The organism is Candidatus Arsenophonus lipoptenae (assembly GCF_001534665.1).
Classification (GTDB): Bacteria; Pseudomonadota; Gammaproteobacteria; order Enterobacterales; family Enterobacteriaceae; genus Arsenophonus; species Arsenophonus lipoptenae.
In genome coordinates, this window is record NZ_CP013920.1 from 679,712 (window position 1) to 698,074 (window position 18,363).

An 18,363-nucleotide genomic window follows, 5' to 3' on the forward strand; every position below is an offset into this window, starting at 1 on the left:
TTTGCAGGTTTTTTATTAGATTATCAAAGTATAAACTTTTTTGTTTTTTATAAAAATAGATGTTATAGAATTTTTCTCATAAAATTAATAGAATTAATAGTTTTGATATCAATGCATGTTAAAAAATTATTAATTATTAGTTAATATAAATTTATATAATGATATAATGTACATTTTAATTGTTATTTTAATTGTTATAAATAATTTCATTTAATTAGAAAAATTAATGTTTTTTAAAGTTAGTTTGAATAACTATAAATAAGAGATAATATATTATCTTTCTATTGGTCGTTTAAATAATAATTATTATCAATGATATTTCAATTAAGGATATTTAAATAAAAAGATTATTTTTTCAAAATAAAAAAATAATTTTAAATAAGTAGATATTTAAAGAGAGTGCATAATGAATATAGTGCCTATAGTTAAAATACTTCAAGGAGGTATAGCAATAGGAAAAGAAGTTACTGTTCGTGGATGGGTACGTACAAGAAGAGATTCAAAATCAGGCATGTCATTCCTGACTATATATGATGGTTCCTGTTTTAATTCATTACAAGTTATTGTAAATAATCAATTAGATAATTATGAACAAGAAGTTATGAACTTAACTACTGGTTGTTCAGTTGAAGTAACTGGAATTGTTAAATTATCTAAAGGTAAAGGACAAAAAATTGAATTATTTATAAGTCAAGTTATTGTAGTAGGAATGGTAGAAAATCCTAATAGATATCCAATATCTGCTAAACATCATAGCATTGAATATTTGCGTGAAGTGTCACATTTACGCCCTCGTACTAATCTTATTGGTGCTATTACACGTATTCGGCATACATTAGCTCAAGCTATTCATCGGTTCTTTAATAAAGAAGGTTATTTTTGGGTCTCTACACCAATTATTACAACCTATGACACTGAAGGTGCAAGCAAAATGTTTCGTGTTTCAACATTAGATTTGCAAAATATCCCATTAAAAAGAAATGGAACTATTAATTTTGAAAAAGATTTTTTTTGTAAGGAAGCTTTTTTAACTGTATCTGGTCAATTAAATGGAGAAGCTTATGCTTGTTCTTTAAGCAAAATTTATACTTTTGGTCCAACTTTTCGTGCAGAAAATTCGAATACTAGCCGTCACTTATCAGAATTTTGGATGGTTGAACCTGAAGTTGCTTTTGCAGATTTAAATAATATTATATCTTTATCTGAAAATATGTTAAAGTACGTATTTAATTCTGTTTTATGTGAGCGTTATGATGATTTAGCTTTTTTTGTTGAGCATATAAATAAGAATGTAATTAATAGGTTAGAGCAATTTATTAAAACAGATTTTATTCAAATAGATTATATTGATGCTATTAAATTATTAAAAAAATCAAATAAATCATTTAAAAATTTAGTAGATTGGGGTATGGATTTTTCTTCTGAACATGAACGTTATTTAACTGAGCAATATTTTAAAGCACCTATAGTAATTAAAAATTATCCAAAAAATATTAAAGCATTTTATATGCGTATCAATCCTGATGGTAAAACTGTTGCTGCTATGGATGTATTAGTTCCTGGTATTGGTGAAATTCTAGGCGGATCCCAGCGTGAAGAAAGATTAAATGAATTGGATATTCGCATGAGAGAGATAGGTTTAAATCAAGAAGATTATAAATGGTATCGAGATTTACGTCGTTATGGTACCGTTCCTCATTCCGGTTTTGGGCTAGGTTTTGAACGTATGGTTGCTTATGTTACTAGCATAAAAAATATTCGTGAGGCTATTCCATTTCCTCGTACTCCTAATAATGCTAGATTTTAAATATTATACATACAATTAAATAATTAGTATGATAAATTATAGTAAGGTATTTTACTAGTTTTTTATTAGTAAAATATTATATAAACTAAGAAGATTAGATGTATTGATATTTTGAAATATAATGTTTCTTTTTGTTGCAAATATTATATTTTTATGTCATTTTCAGTGTAGATAAAATATTTTCTAGTGAAACACTGAATATAAAAAAGAAGACGGCACTAAACTCTTAACGATAGCTTTAATTATGTAAAATGAATCTATTTTGAGCGGTGGCAGCCGTCCGAATAACATCAATGAGGGTCAATAATAATGATGAAGCGTAATATTCTTGCAATAGTTATTCCTGCGTTATTAGTTGGTACAACAAACGCAGCTGAAATCTATAATAAAGATGGCAATAAATTAGATCTATATGGTAAAGTGGATGCTCGTCACTTTTTTGGAAAAAGAAGTAGTGGCGATGATTCTAGAGTTAGTGTTGGTATAAAAGGTGATACTAAACTTTCTGATCAAGTTACTGGTTTTGGTCATTTTGAATGGTCAACTAAAACAAGTAAAAATGAAATGGAAAATGAAAATACAAATCGTCTCGCTTATGTCGGTTTGAAAATTGCTGACTTTGGTTCATTAGATTATGGACGTAATTATGGTGTTGTGTATGATGTTAATTCATGGACTGGTGTTTTGCCTTTATATGGTGCAGATTCTATGTTTCATGGTGATAAATACATGACTTCTCGTAATTTATTAACTTATCGTAGCAGTGATTTTTTTGGTTTAGTTGATGGTTTGAACTTTGCTTTACAGTACCAAGGTAAAAATAGTGAAACTAATAAATCATCTAATTTCCATCATTTTAAAAATAATGGTCACGGGTTTGATATAGCAGCTAAATATGATATTGGTTGGGGGGTTACATTAGGTGCTGGTTATATTAAGACCGATCGTCATTTAACTAAATCTGAACAAGCTAATAGTGGTGCTATTGGTAACAATGCTGATGGTTGGAATGCTGGTATAAAGTATAATGATAATAATTTATATCTTGCAGCAATGTATGGAGAAACCAGCAATATGACTCGATTTGGTGAAATAGTTGAAGGCATTGATAGATCAAAAATTGCTAATAAAACTACAAATTTTGAAATAGTAGGTCAATATTTATTTAATGAAATTGGTCTGAAACCATCTATAGCTTATATACAATCTAAAGGTAGTAAATTAAATGATGATGGTTATTCTCAGCAAAATTTAGTGAAATATGTTTCTTTAGGTGCTTTCTATTATTTTAATAAAAATTTGACAGCAGTTGTAGATTATAAAATTAATTTAGTTAATAACAATGATTTTACACAAAAATATGGCATTAGTAGTGATAATCTTATTGGTCTAGGTTTAGTATATCAGTTTTAACACTAATTTGTCTAAAATTTAGTAAATACAAACTTAGTAAATCTAAAAACAGCCATTTTATGGCTGTTTTTAGATTTACTATAAATAGCGATTTTTTGTTTTAATTAGAATATTTGTTCTCTTGTAAAAAAATTTATTACTTATTAGTAATATAGTTAAATATCGTATTTTTAATTTATTCACTATATATTTTAAAATATTATTAGTAATTCATATTTTATCTAGTTGTTTAATTTGTTATTTATTAAAAATAAAGTTATTAGAATTAAAAGTTATTGGAATTATTAACATGTTTAAAAATATTGTTTTTGCCCCTAAAGATCCTATTTTAGGATTAACAGAAATTTTTGAGTCTGATCAACGTAAACAAAAAATTAATTTAGGAATTGGTGTTTATAAGAATGAATTAGGAAAAACTCCTATTCTTACTTCTATTAAGAAAGCGGAAAAATATTTATTAAGAAATGAAGTATCTAAAAATTATCTTGCTATTAGTGGTATATCAGAGTTTAGTCAAGTTACTCAAAAACTATTATTTGGTAAGAATCATAGAATTATAAAAGAAAATTGTGCCCGAACTATACAAGCAATAGGTGGAACTGGTGCGTTACGTATTGCTGCTGAATTTATTGCTAAACAAACCTCTGCAAAACGAGTTTGGATTAGCCAACCAACTTGGCCTAATCATGAAAATATATTTAAATCAGTTGGCTTTAAAATCTGTTATTATCAGTATTATGATGCTTATAATCATGAATTAAATTATAATGGCATGTTAACTAGTTTAAATGATGTTATTAGAGGTGATGTATTGTTATTACATGGTTGTTGTCATAATCCTACTGGTATTGATTTAATATCAGAACAATGGGAAATATTATCTAAATTAGCATCAGAAAAAATGTTATTGCCTGTTTTTGATTTTGCATATCAGGGATTTGCTAAAGGATTAGACAAAGATACTAACGGATTACATATATTTGCCAATAAAAATCCAGAAATAATAGTTGCTAGTTCTTATTCTAAAAATTTTAGCTTATATAATGAACGAGTTGGAGCTTGTACAATTATTGCTAATAATAGCATTCAAGCAGACCGAGTATTTAGTCAAATACAATCAATTATTAGAGCAAATTATTCTAATCCACCATTTCATGGTGCTGCTATTGTTACTAAAATATTATCAGACGAATTATTAAAAAAAGAATGGATAGAAGAGTTAACAGCTATGAGAAACCGCATTCAACGTATACGTAAGTTATTTGTAAAAATGTTGCAAGAAAAATGTATTAAGCAAGATTTTAGTTTTATTGGTAAACAAAATGGTATATTTTCTTTCAGCGGTCTTAATAAAAAACAAGTAATTAAATTACGTAATAAACATGCTATTTATATAGTTAATTCTGGAAGGATTAATATTTCTGGTATAACAGAAAATAATTTAATTCCATTATGTAATGCTATAATTGATGTGGTATAGAAATATACTAATTTCTATAATTAATAATTTTAAATCAATTTTTATTTATTTTGCATAAATATAATAAAACTAATTATTGTAAAAATGGGTTAAATTTTCGTTCTATACCCAAATTTGATGTAGGTCCATGCCCAGGTATAAATTTATAGTCATCACCAAGAGTTAAAATTTTTGTTTTAATTGAATGCATCAAAATTTCATAATTACCTTTAGGAAAATCACTGCGACCAATAGAACCACGAAAAAGTATATCGCCCATAGAAATTAATTTATCCTTATGATTAACGAATATAACATGCCCAGGTGTATGTCCAGGACAATGTAAAACAGAAAGTTTAATATTAGAAAAGCTAATTTCATCTCCATTTTTTAACCAGCGATTTGGTATAAATTCCGAACATTTTTTTAAACCAAAAACTTTATGTTGAAGTGTTAATCCTTTAATTAAAAAGCTATCTTCTTTTTGTGGTCCATAAATTGGTATTGAGAAATACATTGCCATATCGGCACAAGCACCTACATGGTCAAGATGACCATGTGTTATTAAGATGTATTTTAATTTTAATGATCTATTTTTAATTTCAATTATTATTTTTTCTATTTCCCCTCCAGGATCAACAATTACAGCATCTAAACTATTTTCATCCCAAATTATAGTGCAATTTTGCATAAAATTAGTTACAGGAATAATTATGTATTTCATATATATATTAGCAATTTTATTATTTAATAAATTTGTATAGTTTTAATATTGATTATATAAATTCAGTATATAACAAAATAATATTAAATATTATTTTAATATTTTTATAAAAATTTATACCACATTATAAAATATTATACAGGTAATTATTAATATTTAACATAATTTTTAATTATACTGTTTTATTAATTTCAATATGTAGTTATCAATATTAATCTTTAAAAATTTAAATATTTTTATCCATAATAAGTTTATTAAATATTTTTAATTAATTAATAGTTATTTTAGTGTAGAAAAATATATAATAAGCTTGATTTTTAATTAGCAATTAAATTGAAAAATCTTTAACATATCTAATCTAAAATTAGATATGTTGTCTAACAAGATTTAGATCTTTCTGATTATTAACTTCATATCCTGGATTCTTAATTGCTATGCTAACACGAATTTTTTCTCCGTACCAGATAACACGTAATTGTTCAAGCATTTCTATCATTTCTAATGGACATATTGGCCATTGGACATAACGACGAATAAAATTAGCACGATAAGCATAAATACCAATATGACGCAAAAAATGTTTTTTCAATTTTGTTGTGCTAATTGTTGATTGATCCCGAATCCAAGGTATAGGAGCTCTAGAAAAATATAAAGCATTATCGTGTTTATCAGTGATTACTTTGACAATAGATGGATCAAGTATATCACTTGAATTATTTATATGAGTTGCTAAAGTGCCCATACAAACTTTATTGAACATAAAGTTAATAGCTAATTGATTTATTATTTCCGGTGGTATCAATGGTTCATCACCTTGGACATTTATGATGATTTCTTGATCAGAAATCTTATATTTTTCAATCACTTCTAACAATCTTTCAGTTCCTGATTTATGCTTGATATTAGTCATACAAACTTCATTATGGTTTTTTTTTACTACATCAAATATTGCTTGATGATCAGTTGCTACAATCACTCTTCTGGCATTTGACATTAATACTCTTTCAACCACTCTAATAATCATAGGTTTACCATGAATATCAATTAATGGTTTTCCAGGTAGCCGATTAGAAGCAAATCTAGCTGGAATAATAACTGTAAACATATTTTACTTATCTTCATCTAGAGAAATTTTACGAGCTTCTTCTCTTAATAATACTGGAATATTTTTACGTATAGGATAAGCAATATGATCAAATTTACAGATAAGTTCTAAATTTTGTTTATCATAAATTAGCTTCCCATGACAAATTGGACAAGCAATAATATTAATTAAACGATTATCCATATATTCCTAATTTAAAATATAATTTTTTTTGCAAAATTAGAATAACATAACTATATATTATTATTAACGTTAATTATTTATAGTATTGAATTTATATTCTATATTATTACATATAGTTACGTTAAAATTATTATTTATATATCAAAATTTTACATCCAATATTTATTAAATTTATATTTTCATATTATTTTAATAACTTTTTAAAAGTGTAATTTATTTTGCTTTTTATATAAATTTTTATTACTTCTACTAAGAAAATATAATTCTTTTAGTTAATTCTATTAAATTTAGTTAATGAAATTATTTCTGAAAGAATTTTTTTTGCTCCTGGTTTTGACAGTTTTGCATTTACTGGTAGATACCACCAATTAAATTGAGCAAAATGAAAACATTTTACACCATCTTTTTCAGTCATCAATAATATTTGATTATCATTAACTAAATGTGACAAAGTAGAAAACTTATAAAGTTGATGATCAGAAAAAGAATATGTTGCAATTAATTGAACCCCTTTTTTCTTTAAGCTTAAAAAAAACCTAGCTGGATTTCCAATTCCTGCAATTGCAATAACTTGATTTAACTCAAGTACAGATTTTTTTTCTCCTGTTAGTAGATTTATCGCAATATCCCCTATTAACTGCATAGCAATTTCATCATGCTTTGTTATCCCATCATTAATAATGATAGCATTAACATTTTTTAAACGATATTTATATTCCCGTAATGGCCCGGCAGGAAGCAACCAACCATTTCCGAAACGTCTAGTACCGTCTATAACAACAATTTCAAAATCTCTTTGTAAAGTATAATGCTGAAGACCATCATCGCTAATAATAAAATCTAATTTTTGCTTACTAAGTAACATTTTTACTGCTATTACACGATTAGGAGAAACTATTACTGGTACACCAGTACGCCAATAAATTAATGCAGGTTCATCACCACTTTCTTTTATTGATATTTTTTTATTAAGCAATAGTGGATAAGAATTTGCTTTACCTCCATATCCTCGAGATATAACACCAACACGATAACCTTTTGATAAAAGTTTTTTAACTAACCAAATAACTAATGGTGTTTTGCCATTACCACCTACTGTTAAATTACCTACGACTATAATAGGTATTGGTGCTTTCCAACTAGGTAAAATTTTCAATTGATAACATAACTGTCTTAACAAAATAATAATGCCATATAATATCGAACATGGTAGAATCAAAATAGACAGCCATGAACGGGTTAACCATATTTTTTCAATCATCATTTAAATTGTATACTATATAGTTGAGCATATGCACCATCACATTTAAGTAATTTTTTGTGAGTTCCTCGTTCAATAATTTTACCATCTTGGATAACTAATATTTCATCTGTTTTTTCTATTGTTGATAGTCGATGGGCAATAATAATAGAGGTTCTATTTTTTTGTAATTCATCTAATGCTGCTTGAATTGCTCTTTCAGATTCAGTATCGAGTGCCGATGTAGCTTCATCTAAAATTAATATAGATGAATTATGTAATAATGCTCTAGCAATAGCAATTTGTTGTCTCTGTCCACCAGACAGCATTACACCATTTTCACCAATAACTGTATCTAGTCCATTATCTAATTTTTGAATAAAATCCATTGTATAAGCCATCTGAGCTGCTTTTTCAATTTCTTTTCTACTAAAGCTGCTATCGGTAGCATAAGCGATATTATTAGCAATAGTATCATTAAAAAGATATACTTGTTGAGAAACTAGTGCGACTTGATTTCTTAAAGATGTTAAGGTATATTCTCTTAAATCGCGATTATCAAGTAGTATTTGGCCATCATTAACTTCATAAAAACGGGTAATTAAATTTACAATGGTTGATTTTCCAGAGCCAGATCTACCTACCAAAGCAATAGATTTTCCAGCAGGAATTTTGAAACAAATATCATGTAATGCCGGATAATCTTTTGTTGGATATTTAAATGTAACATGCTTGAATTCTATTGTGCCCTTTACTTTTTTTAAAGTTAATTTACCTTCATTTTTTTCTTGCTCCATATCTAAAATTGAAAACAATGTTTGACATGCGGCCATGCCTCTTTGAAATTGTGCATTCACGTTTGTTAATGATTTCAATGGTCTCATTAATGCAAACATAGATGAAAAAACTACGCCTATAGTTCCTGCTGTTAATGTTTGCATAACTTCAGGAAAACTAGCGATATAAAGTGTGAATACTAGTGCTAGAGAAGCAATTAATTGTATTATAGGATCAGATATTGAAGATGCAGTGACCATTTTCATAGTTTGCCAACGCATATGATTACTAACTTTACTAAACCGTTCAGTTTCAACTTTTTGTCCCCCAAAAATTAAAACTTCTTTGTGCCCTTTTAACATTTGTTCTGCACTAGCAGTTAATTGACCCATCCCAGTTTGTATATTTTTACTAATATTTCTAAAGTGTTTAGAAACAGAACGTATTGTTAATGCTACAATAGGAACAATAACAATTAATATTAGTGAAAGTTGCCAACTATAATAAAACATTAATCCAAATAAACCTATAATATAGGAACTTTCTCGTACAATAGTAATTAATGCGCTAGAAGAAGATGAAGCAACTTGTTCTGAATCATAAGTAATACGAGATAGTAATGTACCTATTGATTGTTGATCAAAAAAAGCTACTGGCATTCCCATCATATGACTAAATAGACTTCTACGCATATTCATTACAATTTTACCAGATACCCAAGCAATACAATAATTAGATATAAAACTAGAAATGCCTCTGATTAGCATTAATCCCAATATAGCTATTGGTAACCATTCTAGTGTAGTATTATCAGTAGTACCAAAACCTTCATCAAGTAATGGCTTTAATAAAGAAATCATTAATGCATCACCAGATGCATTAATGATTAAAGCTATAATAGCTACACTTAACCCTAATTTAAATGGAAAAATCATTGGCCATAATCGGCGAAATGTTTGCCATGTTGAAAAATCTTTATCATTTATTATCATTTTTATTAATACCTAGCAAATAAATAATTTATTCTACGTTTAATTTTGAATATTCAATTATAATTAATATTAATTGTAATATTGATGATGTTTGTAATTTTTTAAATTACTTTTGTATTAATATGTTTTAAGATACTGTAGATATATACATATTATTATGTTGATATAAAGATTTATTATGATTAAGTAAAGGTAGTAGTGTATATTTTAGATTATATTTTAAAAATATTTTTATAAAAAACATTCCGACCATAATTGATTATGAAGAATAAGAATTTTTAAAAAATTATTTTAGAAAATTTTATTTATTAAATTATTTTTGCTCCTATATTTAATTAATATACTAGATTAAATAATTTGATATATTTAATATAACTATTAATAACTATAATAACTATTTATTAAATTGCTTTTTTACAATAAAATATAAGATATAATATCTCAAAATATAATTTTTTAGCATTTAAGATAAAGATAAAAATAAAAAATAGTTTTGTTATTAAATTAAAATATTGATATGTACACAATAAAATTATAATAATTCTAATTATATTAGTAAACTATTAATTACATTAAAAATAATTAGTATTTTGTTGGTATAGTTTTATTATTACAATTTGCTATTGTATAAAAATATGAAAAATTTTTAATAAAACCTTAGTAATTATAATTATCTAAATTATAATTATCTACATATATTATTGATAATTATAAAAATTAAGTATTTTTTATTGATATTTAAATATCAATAAATTAAAATGCTAAATTAGAAAAATAACATACCTATGTATATGTTTAACATGTATGTACAATCTGTTATACTACATAGATTTAAATTATTTTATTTTTTTATTAAAATATTAAATTTAAAATGAAAGGTTGTTAATAATTTTTAATTTTATAAATTTTTATATGTGGAATTTACACGATTTCTTAATTCTTTTCCTGGTTTAAAATGCGGAATATTTTTTCCGTTCAATAAAACTTTTTCACCAGTTTTAGGATTACGGCCAATGCGCGGTGGTAGGTAGTGAACAGAAAAACTACCAAAACCACGTATCTCTGTACGTTCTCCTATAGAAAGAGTTTTTGTTATTTGTTCAAGAACTTCTTTTACAGCATTTTCGATAAGTTTTTCTGATATATGAGTCAATTGATTAACAAGTTTTTTAATTAATTCAGATCTTGTCATAGTAATAATATTCCACTAAATTCTTATTAATGGTTAATAACAATTAATAAGGCTATCTTAATTTTGAAAAATATTAATTATTCACCTTTTGCCGCTTTGAATGCTACAGCCATAGCATTATTTGCAAGATTATTATTTTCTTTTTTATTTGCAGAAGAATTAATTATTTCCTTTTCATGTATTTCATCTTTTAAATGTAGAGATAAGTTAACAATTCTATGTTTGCGATCAATACCGATATATTTAACTATAATTATATCACCAATATTGATGATTTGGGTATCATCTTCAATTAATCCTTCAGATATTCGTAAATAACCTTCAACTCCAGTAGCTAATTCAATAGTGGCTCCTTTTTCATCAATAGAAATTACTTTTCCTTGAACTGCAATACCCTTTTTATGAGTGGAAATATAGTTATTAAATGGATCTTCTTCTAATTGTTTAATACCTAAAGAAATACGTTCACGTTCAGCGTCAACTTGTAATACAACAGCAGATATTTCATCACCTTTTTTATATTCCTTAATTATCTCTTCACCTGTATTTTTCCAAGAAATGTCAGATAGATGCACTAATCCATCAATGCCTCCTTCTAAACCAATAAAAATTCCAAAATCAGTAATTGATTTTATTTTTCCATTTACTCGGTCATTCTTATTATGAGTTTCTGCAAATTGTTTCCATGGATTTGGCTTACACTGTTTTAAGCCTAATGAAATACGACGACGTTCTTCATCAATATCTAATACTATAACTTCTACAGTATCACCAACAGTAACAACCTTAGATGGATGGATATTTTTGTTAGTCCAGTCCATTTCAGAAACGTGTACTAGACCTTCAACACCTTCCTGAATTTCAACAAAGCAGCCATAATCAGTGAGATTAGTAACTTTTCCTGTTATTTTAGTATTTTCTGGATAACGTTTAGCTATGGCTATCCATGGATCTTCTCCAAATTGTTTCATGCCTAAAGATACTCTTATACGATCGCGATCAAATTTTAATACCTTAACATTGATTTCATCACCAATATTTACAATATCACTTGGATGTTTAACTCGCTTCCAAGCCATGTCTGTAATATGTAGTAAACCATCAACACCACCAAGATCAACAAATGCACCATAGTCAGTTAAATTTTTCACTATACCTTTAACTTTCATACCTTCTTGTAGTGTTTCTAATAAGTTATTACGTTCTGCGCTATTTTCAGATTCAATAACTGCACGACGGGAAACAACAATGTTATTACGTTTTTGATCTAATTTTATAACTTTAAATTCAAGTTCTTTATTTTCTAAATGTGTCGTATCACGAACAGGACGAATATCAACTAATGAACCAGGTAAAAAGGCCCGAATGCCTTTTAATTCTACTGTGAAACCGCCTTTTACTTTACCATTAATAATACCTACTACAGTCTCAACATTTTCATAAGCTTTCTCTAATATTAACCATTCTTCATTACGTTTAGCTTTTTCACGAGATAAAATTGTTTCACCAAAACCATCTTCTATAGAATCTAAAGCAACATCGATTTCATCACCAACTTGAATATCAAGTGCACCGTCTATATTTTTAAATTGTTCTATTGGAATTGCAGATTCTGATTTTAAACCAGCATCAACTAAAACTATATCTTTATCGATCGCAATAATAACACCACGAACTATAGATCCTGGACGAGTTTTTATGTTTTGTAAAGATTCTTCAAAAAGTTGAGCAAAGGATTCTGTCATAGTAAGATCTTCAAATTTTTAAATTTTAACTTCCATTTGATATTTTCTAAAATGAGGTTATTGTATACTTCTATGCTAATTATGCTAAATATTATTTTATATATAAATTATTTAAAATCAAAAAATAATTTAATTAATATAATGAAATTATATTATATTTTTTTATTTATATAAGCAAGCACTTGTTCAATAACTTTTTCAAAAGATAAAGACGTTGAATCTAAGATAAAAGCATTTTTTGCAGGAATAAGTGGTGCAAATAATCTATTACGATCACAATCATCTCGCTTTTTAATATCATCGATAATAGTTGATAGTTTAACATTAAAACCATTTTTATGCAACTGTTTCATGCGTCTAAGTGCTCTTTCTTTTAGAGAAGCATGTAGAAAAATTTTTGCTATTGCATCAGGAAAAACTATTGTTCCCATATCACGACCATCAGCAATTAATCCAGGTTTTATACGAAATAATCTTTGTTTAATTAGTAATGCTTTTCTTACTTTAGGATACTTTGCTATAAGAGATGCTATATTACCTATAACTTCACTAAGAATATCATTACTTATGTCATTACCTTCAAGCATTACAATTAATTTATTTTTTATCAAATTAAATCTAATATTAAGACTATCAGCTAATAAAACTAGTTTTTTTTCAGATTTAATATCAATATTATATTGCAATACTGCTAATGCTATAACACGGTAAATAGCACCAGAATTAAGCAACTGCCAACTAAATTTATTTGCTAATGCTAGACATAATGTGCCTTTTCCTGACCCACTTGGACCATCCACTGTAATAACTGGAGGTAATTTGTTCATAATAATATTTTTGTAATCAAATAAAACAATTTTTATTTAATATTTTATTATAGTGATTAAAATATCTAATTTATTATTTTGATAGTGATACTCAAAATAAATGTTATTAATTTAATATCGATAACTTATTTTTTCTAGTTGATTAAAGTAATCTGGAAAAGTTTTAGATATACAATTTGGATTTAAAATTATAACTGGGATATCAGATAATGCTATCAGTGAAAAGCACATAGCTATACGATGATCATTATAAGTTTCTATTGTAGAATATTTGAATAATTTAGGTGGTAAAATACGAATGTAATCAATCCCAAATTTTACATTTGCACCAATTTTTATTAATTCTTTACTCATTGCTGTTAATCGATTAGTTTCTTTTACACGCCAGTTATAAATATTTCGAATAATAGTTTCCCCTTTTGCAAATAAAGCGACGATAGCGATAGTCATTGCGGCATCAGGAATTTTATTCATATCCATATCAATACTAAGTAAATTATCCCTTTGGCATTCGATAAAATTTTTTCCAAAATTTATTTTTGCTCCCATTTTTTTTAAAACTATCGCAAATTTAGTGTCACCTTGTAAACTATTTTTATTGATACCTTTTACTTTTACTGTCCCACCTTTGATTGCAGCTGCCGCTAAAAAATAAGAAGCAGAAGAAGCATCACCTTCAATTGAAATTTTTCCTGGTGAAATATATTGCTGGTTACCTTTAATATAAAATTTATTATATTGCTGATTTTTTATTTTAACACCAAAATTATGTATTAATGTAAGAGTCATGTCAATATAAGGTTTGGAAATAAGACCACCATATATTTGAATAATTGTGTCATTATATGCTAATGGAGCAGCAATTAAAAGTGCAGTTAGATATTGACTAGATATCCTTCCATCTAATATGATATTACCACCTATAAATCCACCTTTTATTCTTATAGGAGGATAACCATCTTGTTTAAGATAATCAATATTTGCTCCACCTTGTCGCAGAGCATCAACTAGATGTTTAATAGGTCGTTTTTTCATTTGAGAATTACCTGTTAAGATAATATCACTATCCATTAAGGATAATAATGCACTTAATGGACGCATAACAGTACCTGCATTACCAATAAAAAGTTTTAAGTTTTTCTTGTGATTAAAATAACAAGGGTCACCTTTTACAATACATTTTGTAGAATGATTAGATAATTGATATTTTATATCAAATAATTTTAGCACATTTAACATATGATAAATATCATCACTAACAAGCAGATTAGTTAATACGCTTTGTTGTTGAGATAATGCAGCTAATAATAGTACCCTATTAGAAATGCTTTTAGATCCAGGAAGAGTAATAACACCGTTAATATAAGAAATTGGTTGAATAGTTAAGGATTGCATGAGAAGTAAAGACTCTATTAATATTATATTAAATAAATTGTTTAAATAATGTTTTTAGGAAACTTAAGTTATTAATTATTTCTTATTCAAGAGATAATATGTTCAAATATTCATTATTTATTTTGATATTCAAAATCCTTCATAAAATTAATTAATTTTTTTACACCATCTATAGGCATAGCATTATAAATTGAAGCACGTAATCCTCCGGTGCTATGATGTCCTTTTAAAAAAAGTAACCCTTTTTGCTCTGCAGATTTGATAAAAATTTTATCTAAATTTGATTTTTTTATTTTAAATGGTATATTTATACTAGAGCGATTTATTGGATTTATTTTATTGATGTATAAACTACTATTATCAATAGTATCATATAATAACTTTGATTTTTCTTGATTTCTTTTTTTCATTTCTAGTAATCCACCTTGTTTTTTTAACCATTTAAATACCATGCCAGATAGATACCATGCAAATGTTGATGGGGTATTATACATTGAATGATTTTTATCTAAAATATTATAATTAAGAATAGAAGGAATTATTTTTCTGTTTGCTTTTTCGCAATATAATAAATCATTACGAATGATAACTAATGTAATACCTGAAGGTCCAATATTTTTTTGTGTTCCAGCATAAATAACGCCAAAACGATTTACATCTAATGGTGCTGATAAAATAGCAGATGAGTAATCTGCAAGTACAATTTTATTATTTGAAAAATTAGGTAACGAATTAATAGCAATACCATCAATTGTTTCATTTGGGCAATAATGTATGTATTTTGAATTATTTGTTAATGACCATTGATTTATTGGTTGTACACTTAAATGTTCTGATTTTTCTATTAAAATGTTAATTTTGTTAACAATACAATATTTTAATGCTTCATGAGCAGCAGATTTAGACCAATATCCACTTATAACGTAGTCAACCGTTTCATTAGGATTAAATAAGTTTAATGGTAATGCGGCAAATTGACCTCTTGCCCCACCATGGCAAAAAAGAATTTTATAATTATCTGGTATTTTGAGAAGTTCACGTAGATTTTCTTCAGCTTGTTTAACTACTTCTATAAATGCTTCACTACGATGACTTATTTCCATGATAGAAACACCCATACCATTCCAATCACAAAATTCTTTTTTAGCTTTTATTAATACTTCTTTAGGTAACATAGCCGGACCAGCGCTAAAATTATATATTTGATTCATAATTCATCCTTATTTTTATTTAAATTGAAATTGTTACTAATTATTTTTTCACTATTTAAATTTTTAATTAAGTTAAATTATTACTTAATTAATATTATAATTAACTTTATAATTATTTAAATATTAATTTAAATTATTAATAATTATGACATATTAATAATATAACGATATCAATCATATTTAATTATGAAAATTTATTTTTTATTAGATAGTTTAGTAATTATTAAATTCCTATATAAGATTTATTATTTATCTAAAAATATTATTTAATATTAATATAATTTAAATAATCTAACTTAATACGAATAAGATTTTTTGAAATTAAGTATTAATATATTTTTTATACTTTATATAAAGTATAAAAAATATTAATATAAAATTTATAATGCTAAAATCAATAATTTTTATTTATTATTAGTTATTTAAATATTATTTATATAGTTTATTAATAAACTTCATAAAATTATTTTGTATTAGGTAAAAATGAATATTTTTTGTTTATTAAAAATTACTTATATACTTATATATAACAAATAAAATAATTTAATAGTTATACTTTTATTTATTTATTGTTATAAATTTTAATATTATATTTGAATATAATAATAGTTAATTATAGAATATAAAATATTAAATTATTAAAAATATTATATATTTCTTATATAAGCATCACAAAAAATTTAATTTATTAAAACATTTTAATAAGGTATATAATTATATTTATAATATATCATAATATCTATTTATATGTTTATTTCTTCGTTAGTTATCTAATAAATATTCAAATATAAAATCATACTATAATAAAAGTTATGATAAATATATAATTATTTTTATAAAAAATTATTTATCAATTTAATTAATATATTTATTATATAAAGTATAATTTATTTATTCGATAATTAATTTACTTTATTATTCAGTTTAATAAATAGTTTATTTGCAATATTTTTATCTAAATTACAAATATATATGAGATGAATATGTATAAAATAGATGAATTAAGAACTCGACATATTGATAAATTAATTACACCTCAAGATTTAGTTGATGAGTTCCCATTATCTAATAAAATCGTAGAAAATGTAGTAATGTCTAGAAAAGCAATTGAATTAATTTTGATAGGTCAAGATCAACGATTATTAGTAGTAATTGGCCCCTGTTCAGTACATGATACTAAAGCAGCATTTGAATATGCTCAATTATTATCTAAATTAAGAGTGGAATATAAAGATTATCTTGAAATCGTGATGCGTACTCATTTTGAAAAACCACGTACAGTAATTGGATGGAAGGGATTAATTTTAGATCCTGATTTAAATAACTCTTATAAAGTTAATAAAGGATTACGTTTAGCTCGTGAGTTATTAATGAATATTAATCAACTCCAATTACCAACAGCAACTGAGTTTTTAGATATGATAACTGGACGTTATGTAGCAGATCTTATTAGTTGGGGGGCTATTGGAGCTAGAACAACAGAAAGTCAAATTCATAGACAAATGGCATCAGCACTATCATGCCCAATTGGTTTTAAAAATAGTACTGACGGAAATATTAATATTGCTATTAATGCTATCCTTGCTGCACGCACAAGTCATGTATTTTTATCACCAGATAAAAATGGTCAAATGACTATTTATCAAACCCAAGGTAATCCTTATGGTCATATTATTATGCGAGGTGGAAAAAATCCTAATTATAAAGCTAAGGATATAGCTATAGCTTGTTATCAATTGCGCCAATTAGAATTACCAGAACAATTAATGATTGATTGTAGTCATGGTAATTGTCAAAAAGATTATCATCGTCAAATTGATGTAGCTAAAAATATTGCTGGACAATTAGAGAGAGGATCTAAGGTAATTGCTGGGATTATGGCAGAAAGTTTTTTAGTTGAAGGTGCTCAGAAAGTAATTTCTGGCAAAGAGTTGACATATGGTCAATCTATTACTGATCCTTGTTTAGGCTGGCAAGATACTGAAAAATTACTAGCTATATTAGCCGAAGCAGTAAAGTATAGATTTTAAATCTATTGATGTTACTTTTAAAAAGTATAATAAAATTTATTTATAGTTTATTTTTTTATATTTTTGTAAAAAATTTTATTTAGTTATCATAATTTTCTAAAATGAATTTTTATATAGGAAATATAAATTTTATTATTATATTAATTATAATTCTTTTTACTGTATTTACTTTGTACATTTAATATTTAAGTGGTATTAAATAAAAAATAATTTTTTATTTTAAATTTTAAAAAAATTGTTAACGCAATATTTTTAAAAAAATA

The 18,363-nt window shown here is 25.6% G+C and carries 14 protein-coding genes; 4 read left to right on the forward strand and 10 right to left on the reverse strand.

The annotated features are described in order from the left end of the window. Positions 1–406: 406 nt before the first annotated feature. From asnS to AUT07_RS02800, 3 genes are all read left to right on the forward strand, one after another. Complete coding sequence (gene asnS, locus AUT07_RS02790; RefSeq protein WP_066283855.1) at positions 407–1,807, forward strand: asparagine--tRNA ligase; 1,401 nt, start codon at positions 407–409, stop codon at positions 1,805–1,807. A gap of 309 nt (positions 1,808–2,116) precedes the next feature. Continuing rightward, positions 2,117–3,220 (forward strand): porin, encoded by a 1,104-nt coding sequence (locus AUT07_RS02795; protein ID WP_066283857.1) that lies wholly within the window; start codon positions 2,117–2,119, stop codon positions 3,218–3,220. 289 nt (positions 3,221–3,509) lie between these two features. Continuing rightward, on the forward strand, positions 3,510–4,700 hold the full coding sequence (locus tag AUT07_RS02800) for an amino acid aminotransferase (protein WP_066283859.1): 1,191 nt from the start codon (positions 3,510–3,512) through the stop codon (positions 4,698–4,700). A gap of 73 nt (positions 4,701–4,773) precedes the next feature. On the opposite strand, the gene AUT07_RS02805 is transcribed toward AUT07_RS02800, so the two are convergent. The 10 genes from AUT07_RS02805 to serC form a co-directional block, all read right to left on the reverse strand. Further along, entirely contained in the window at positions 4,774–5,403 is a 630-nt protein-coding gene (locus tag AUT07_RS02805) for an MBL fold metallo-hydrolase (RefSeq protein ID WP_066283860.1), read from the reverse strand. Positions 5,404–5,767: 364 nt separating this feature from the next. After that, entirely contained in the window at positions 5,768–6,508 is a 741-nt protein-coding gene (gene kdsB, locus AUT07_RS02810; RefSeq protein ID WP_066283864.1) for a 3-deoxy-manno-octulosonate cytidylyltransferase, read from the reverse strand. 3 nt (positions 6,509–6,511) lie between these two features. Next, positions 6,512–6,691 carry a Trm112 family protein gene (locus tag AUT07_RS02815; protein WP_066283866.1) on the reverse strand — a complete coding sequence of 60 codons (180 nt, stop codon included), beginning with the start codon at positions 6,689–6,691 and terminating at the stop codon, positions 6,512–6,514. A gap of 268 nt (positions 6,692–6,959) precedes the next feature. Continuing rightward, on the reverse strand, positions 6,960–7,952 hold the full coding sequence (gene lpxK, locus AUT07_RS02820; RefSeq protein ID WP_066284194.1) for a tetraacyldisaccharide 4'-kinase: 993 nt from the start codon (positions 7,950–7,952) through the stop codon (positions 6,960–6,962). Beyond that, positions 7,952–9,697: a lipid A ABC transporter ATP-binding protein/permease MsbA gene (gene msbA, locus AUT07_RS02825; protein ID WP_066284198.1), complete on the reverse strand. Its 1,746-nt coding sequence runs from the start codon at positions 9,695–9,697 to the stop codon at positions 7,952–7,954. The genes lpxK and msbA overlap by 1 nt, the downstream gene beginning before the upstream one ends. A 901-nt stretch (positions 9,698–10,598) precedes the next feature. Next, positions 10,599–10,892 carry an integration host factor subunit beta gene (locus tag AUT07_RS02830; protein ID WP_066283868.1) on the reverse strand — a complete coding sequence of 98 codons (294 nt, stop codon included), beginning with the start codon at positions 10,890–10,892 and terminating at the stop codon, positions 10,599–10,601. 77 nt (positions 10,893–10,969) lie between these two features. Then, entirely contained in the window at positions 10,970–12,637 is a 1,668-nt protein-coding gene (gene rpsA / locus AUT07_RS02835; RefSeq protein WP_066283873.1) for a 30S ribosomal protein S1, read from the reverse strand. Positions 12,638–12,789: 152 nt separating this feature from the next. Then, positions 12,790–13,464 (reverse strand): (d)CMP kinase, encoded by a 675-nt coding sequence (cmk, locus tag AUT07_RS02840; protein ID WP_066283875.1) that lies wholly within the window; start codon positions 13,462–13,464, stop codon positions 12,790–12,792. A gap of 111 nt (positions 13,465–13,575) precedes the next feature. Continuing rightward, a complete protein-coding gene (aroA, locus tag AUT07_RS02845; RefSeq protein ID WP_066283878.1) occupies positions 13,576–14,859 on the reverse strand; it encodes a 3-phosphoshikimate 1-carboxyvinyltransferase in 1,284 nt (427 codons plus the stop codon). A gap of 113 nt (positions 14,860–14,972) precedes the next feature. Beyond that, a complete protein-coding gene (gene serC, locus AUT07_RS02850; protein WP_066283881.1) occupies positions 14,973–16,070 on the reverse strand; it encodes a 3-phosphoserine/phosphohydroxythreonine transaminase in 1,098 nt (365 codons plus the stop codon). A gap of 983 nt (positions 16,071–17,053) precedes the next feature. On the opposite strand from serC, the gene AUT07_RS02855 reads away from it, so the two are divergent. Then, a complete protein-coding gene (locus AUT07_RS02855) occupies positions 17,054–18,100 on the forward strand; it encodes a 3-deoxy-7-phosphoheptulonate synthase (RefSeq protein ID WP_066283883.1) in 1,047 nt (348 codons plus the stop codon). Positions 18,101–18,363 lie beyond the last annotated feature (263 nt).

Excerpts from the sequence above, each read along its gene's own strand:
- asnS (WP_066283855.1), top strand. The coding sequence starts at position 407 with ATGAATATAGTGCCTATAGTTAAAATACTTCAAGGAGGTATAGCAATA.
- AUT07_RS02800 (WP_066283859.1), top strand. The coding sequence starts at position 3,510 with ATGTTTAAAAATATTGTTTTTGCCCCTAAAGATCCTATTTTAGGATTA.
- serC (WP_066283881.1), bottom strand. The coding sequence starts at position 16,070 with ATGAATCAAATATATAATTTTAGCGCTGGTCCGGCTATGTTACCTAAA.
- AUT07_RS02815 (WP_066283866.1), bottom strand. The coding sequence starts at position 6,691 with ATGGATAATCGTTTAATTAATATTATTGCTTGTCCAATTTGTCATGGG.
- aroA (WP_066283878.1), bottom strand. The coding sequence starts at position 14,859 with ATGCAATCCTTAACTATTCAACCAATTTCTTATATTAACGGTGTTATT.
- kdsB (WP_066283864.1), bottom strand. The coding sequence starts at position 6,508 with ATGTTTACAGTTATTATTCCAGCTAGATTTGCTTCTAATCGGCTACCT.
- AUT07_RS02805 (WP_066283860.1), bottom strand. The coding sequence starts at position 5,403 with ATGAAATACATAATTATTCCTGTAACTAATTTTATGCAAAATTGCACT.
- AUT07_RS02795 (WP_066283857.1), top strand. The coding sequence starts at position 2,117 with ATGATGAAGCGTAATATTCTTGCAATAGTTATTCCTGCGTTATTAGTT.
- lpxK (WP_066284194.1), bottom strand. The coding sequence starts at position 7,952 with ATGATTGAAAAAATATGGTTAACCCGTTCATGGCTGTCTATTTTGATT.
- AUT07_RS02855 (WP_066283883.1), top strand. The coding sequence starts at position 17,054 with ATGTATAAAATAGATGAATTAAGAACTCGACATATTGATAAATTAATT.
- cmk (WP_066283875.1), bottom strand. The coding sequence starts at position 13,464 with ATGAACAAATTACCTCCAGTTATTACAGTGGATGGTCCAAGTGGGTCA.
- rpsA (WP_066283873.1), bottom strand. The coding sequence starts at position 12,637 with ATGACAGAATCCTTTGCTCAACTTTTTGAAGAATCTTTACAAAACATA.
- AUT07_RS02830 (WP_066283868.1), bottom strand. The coding sequence starts at position 10,892 with ATGACAAGATCTGAATTAATTAAAAAACTTGTTAATCAATTGACTCAT.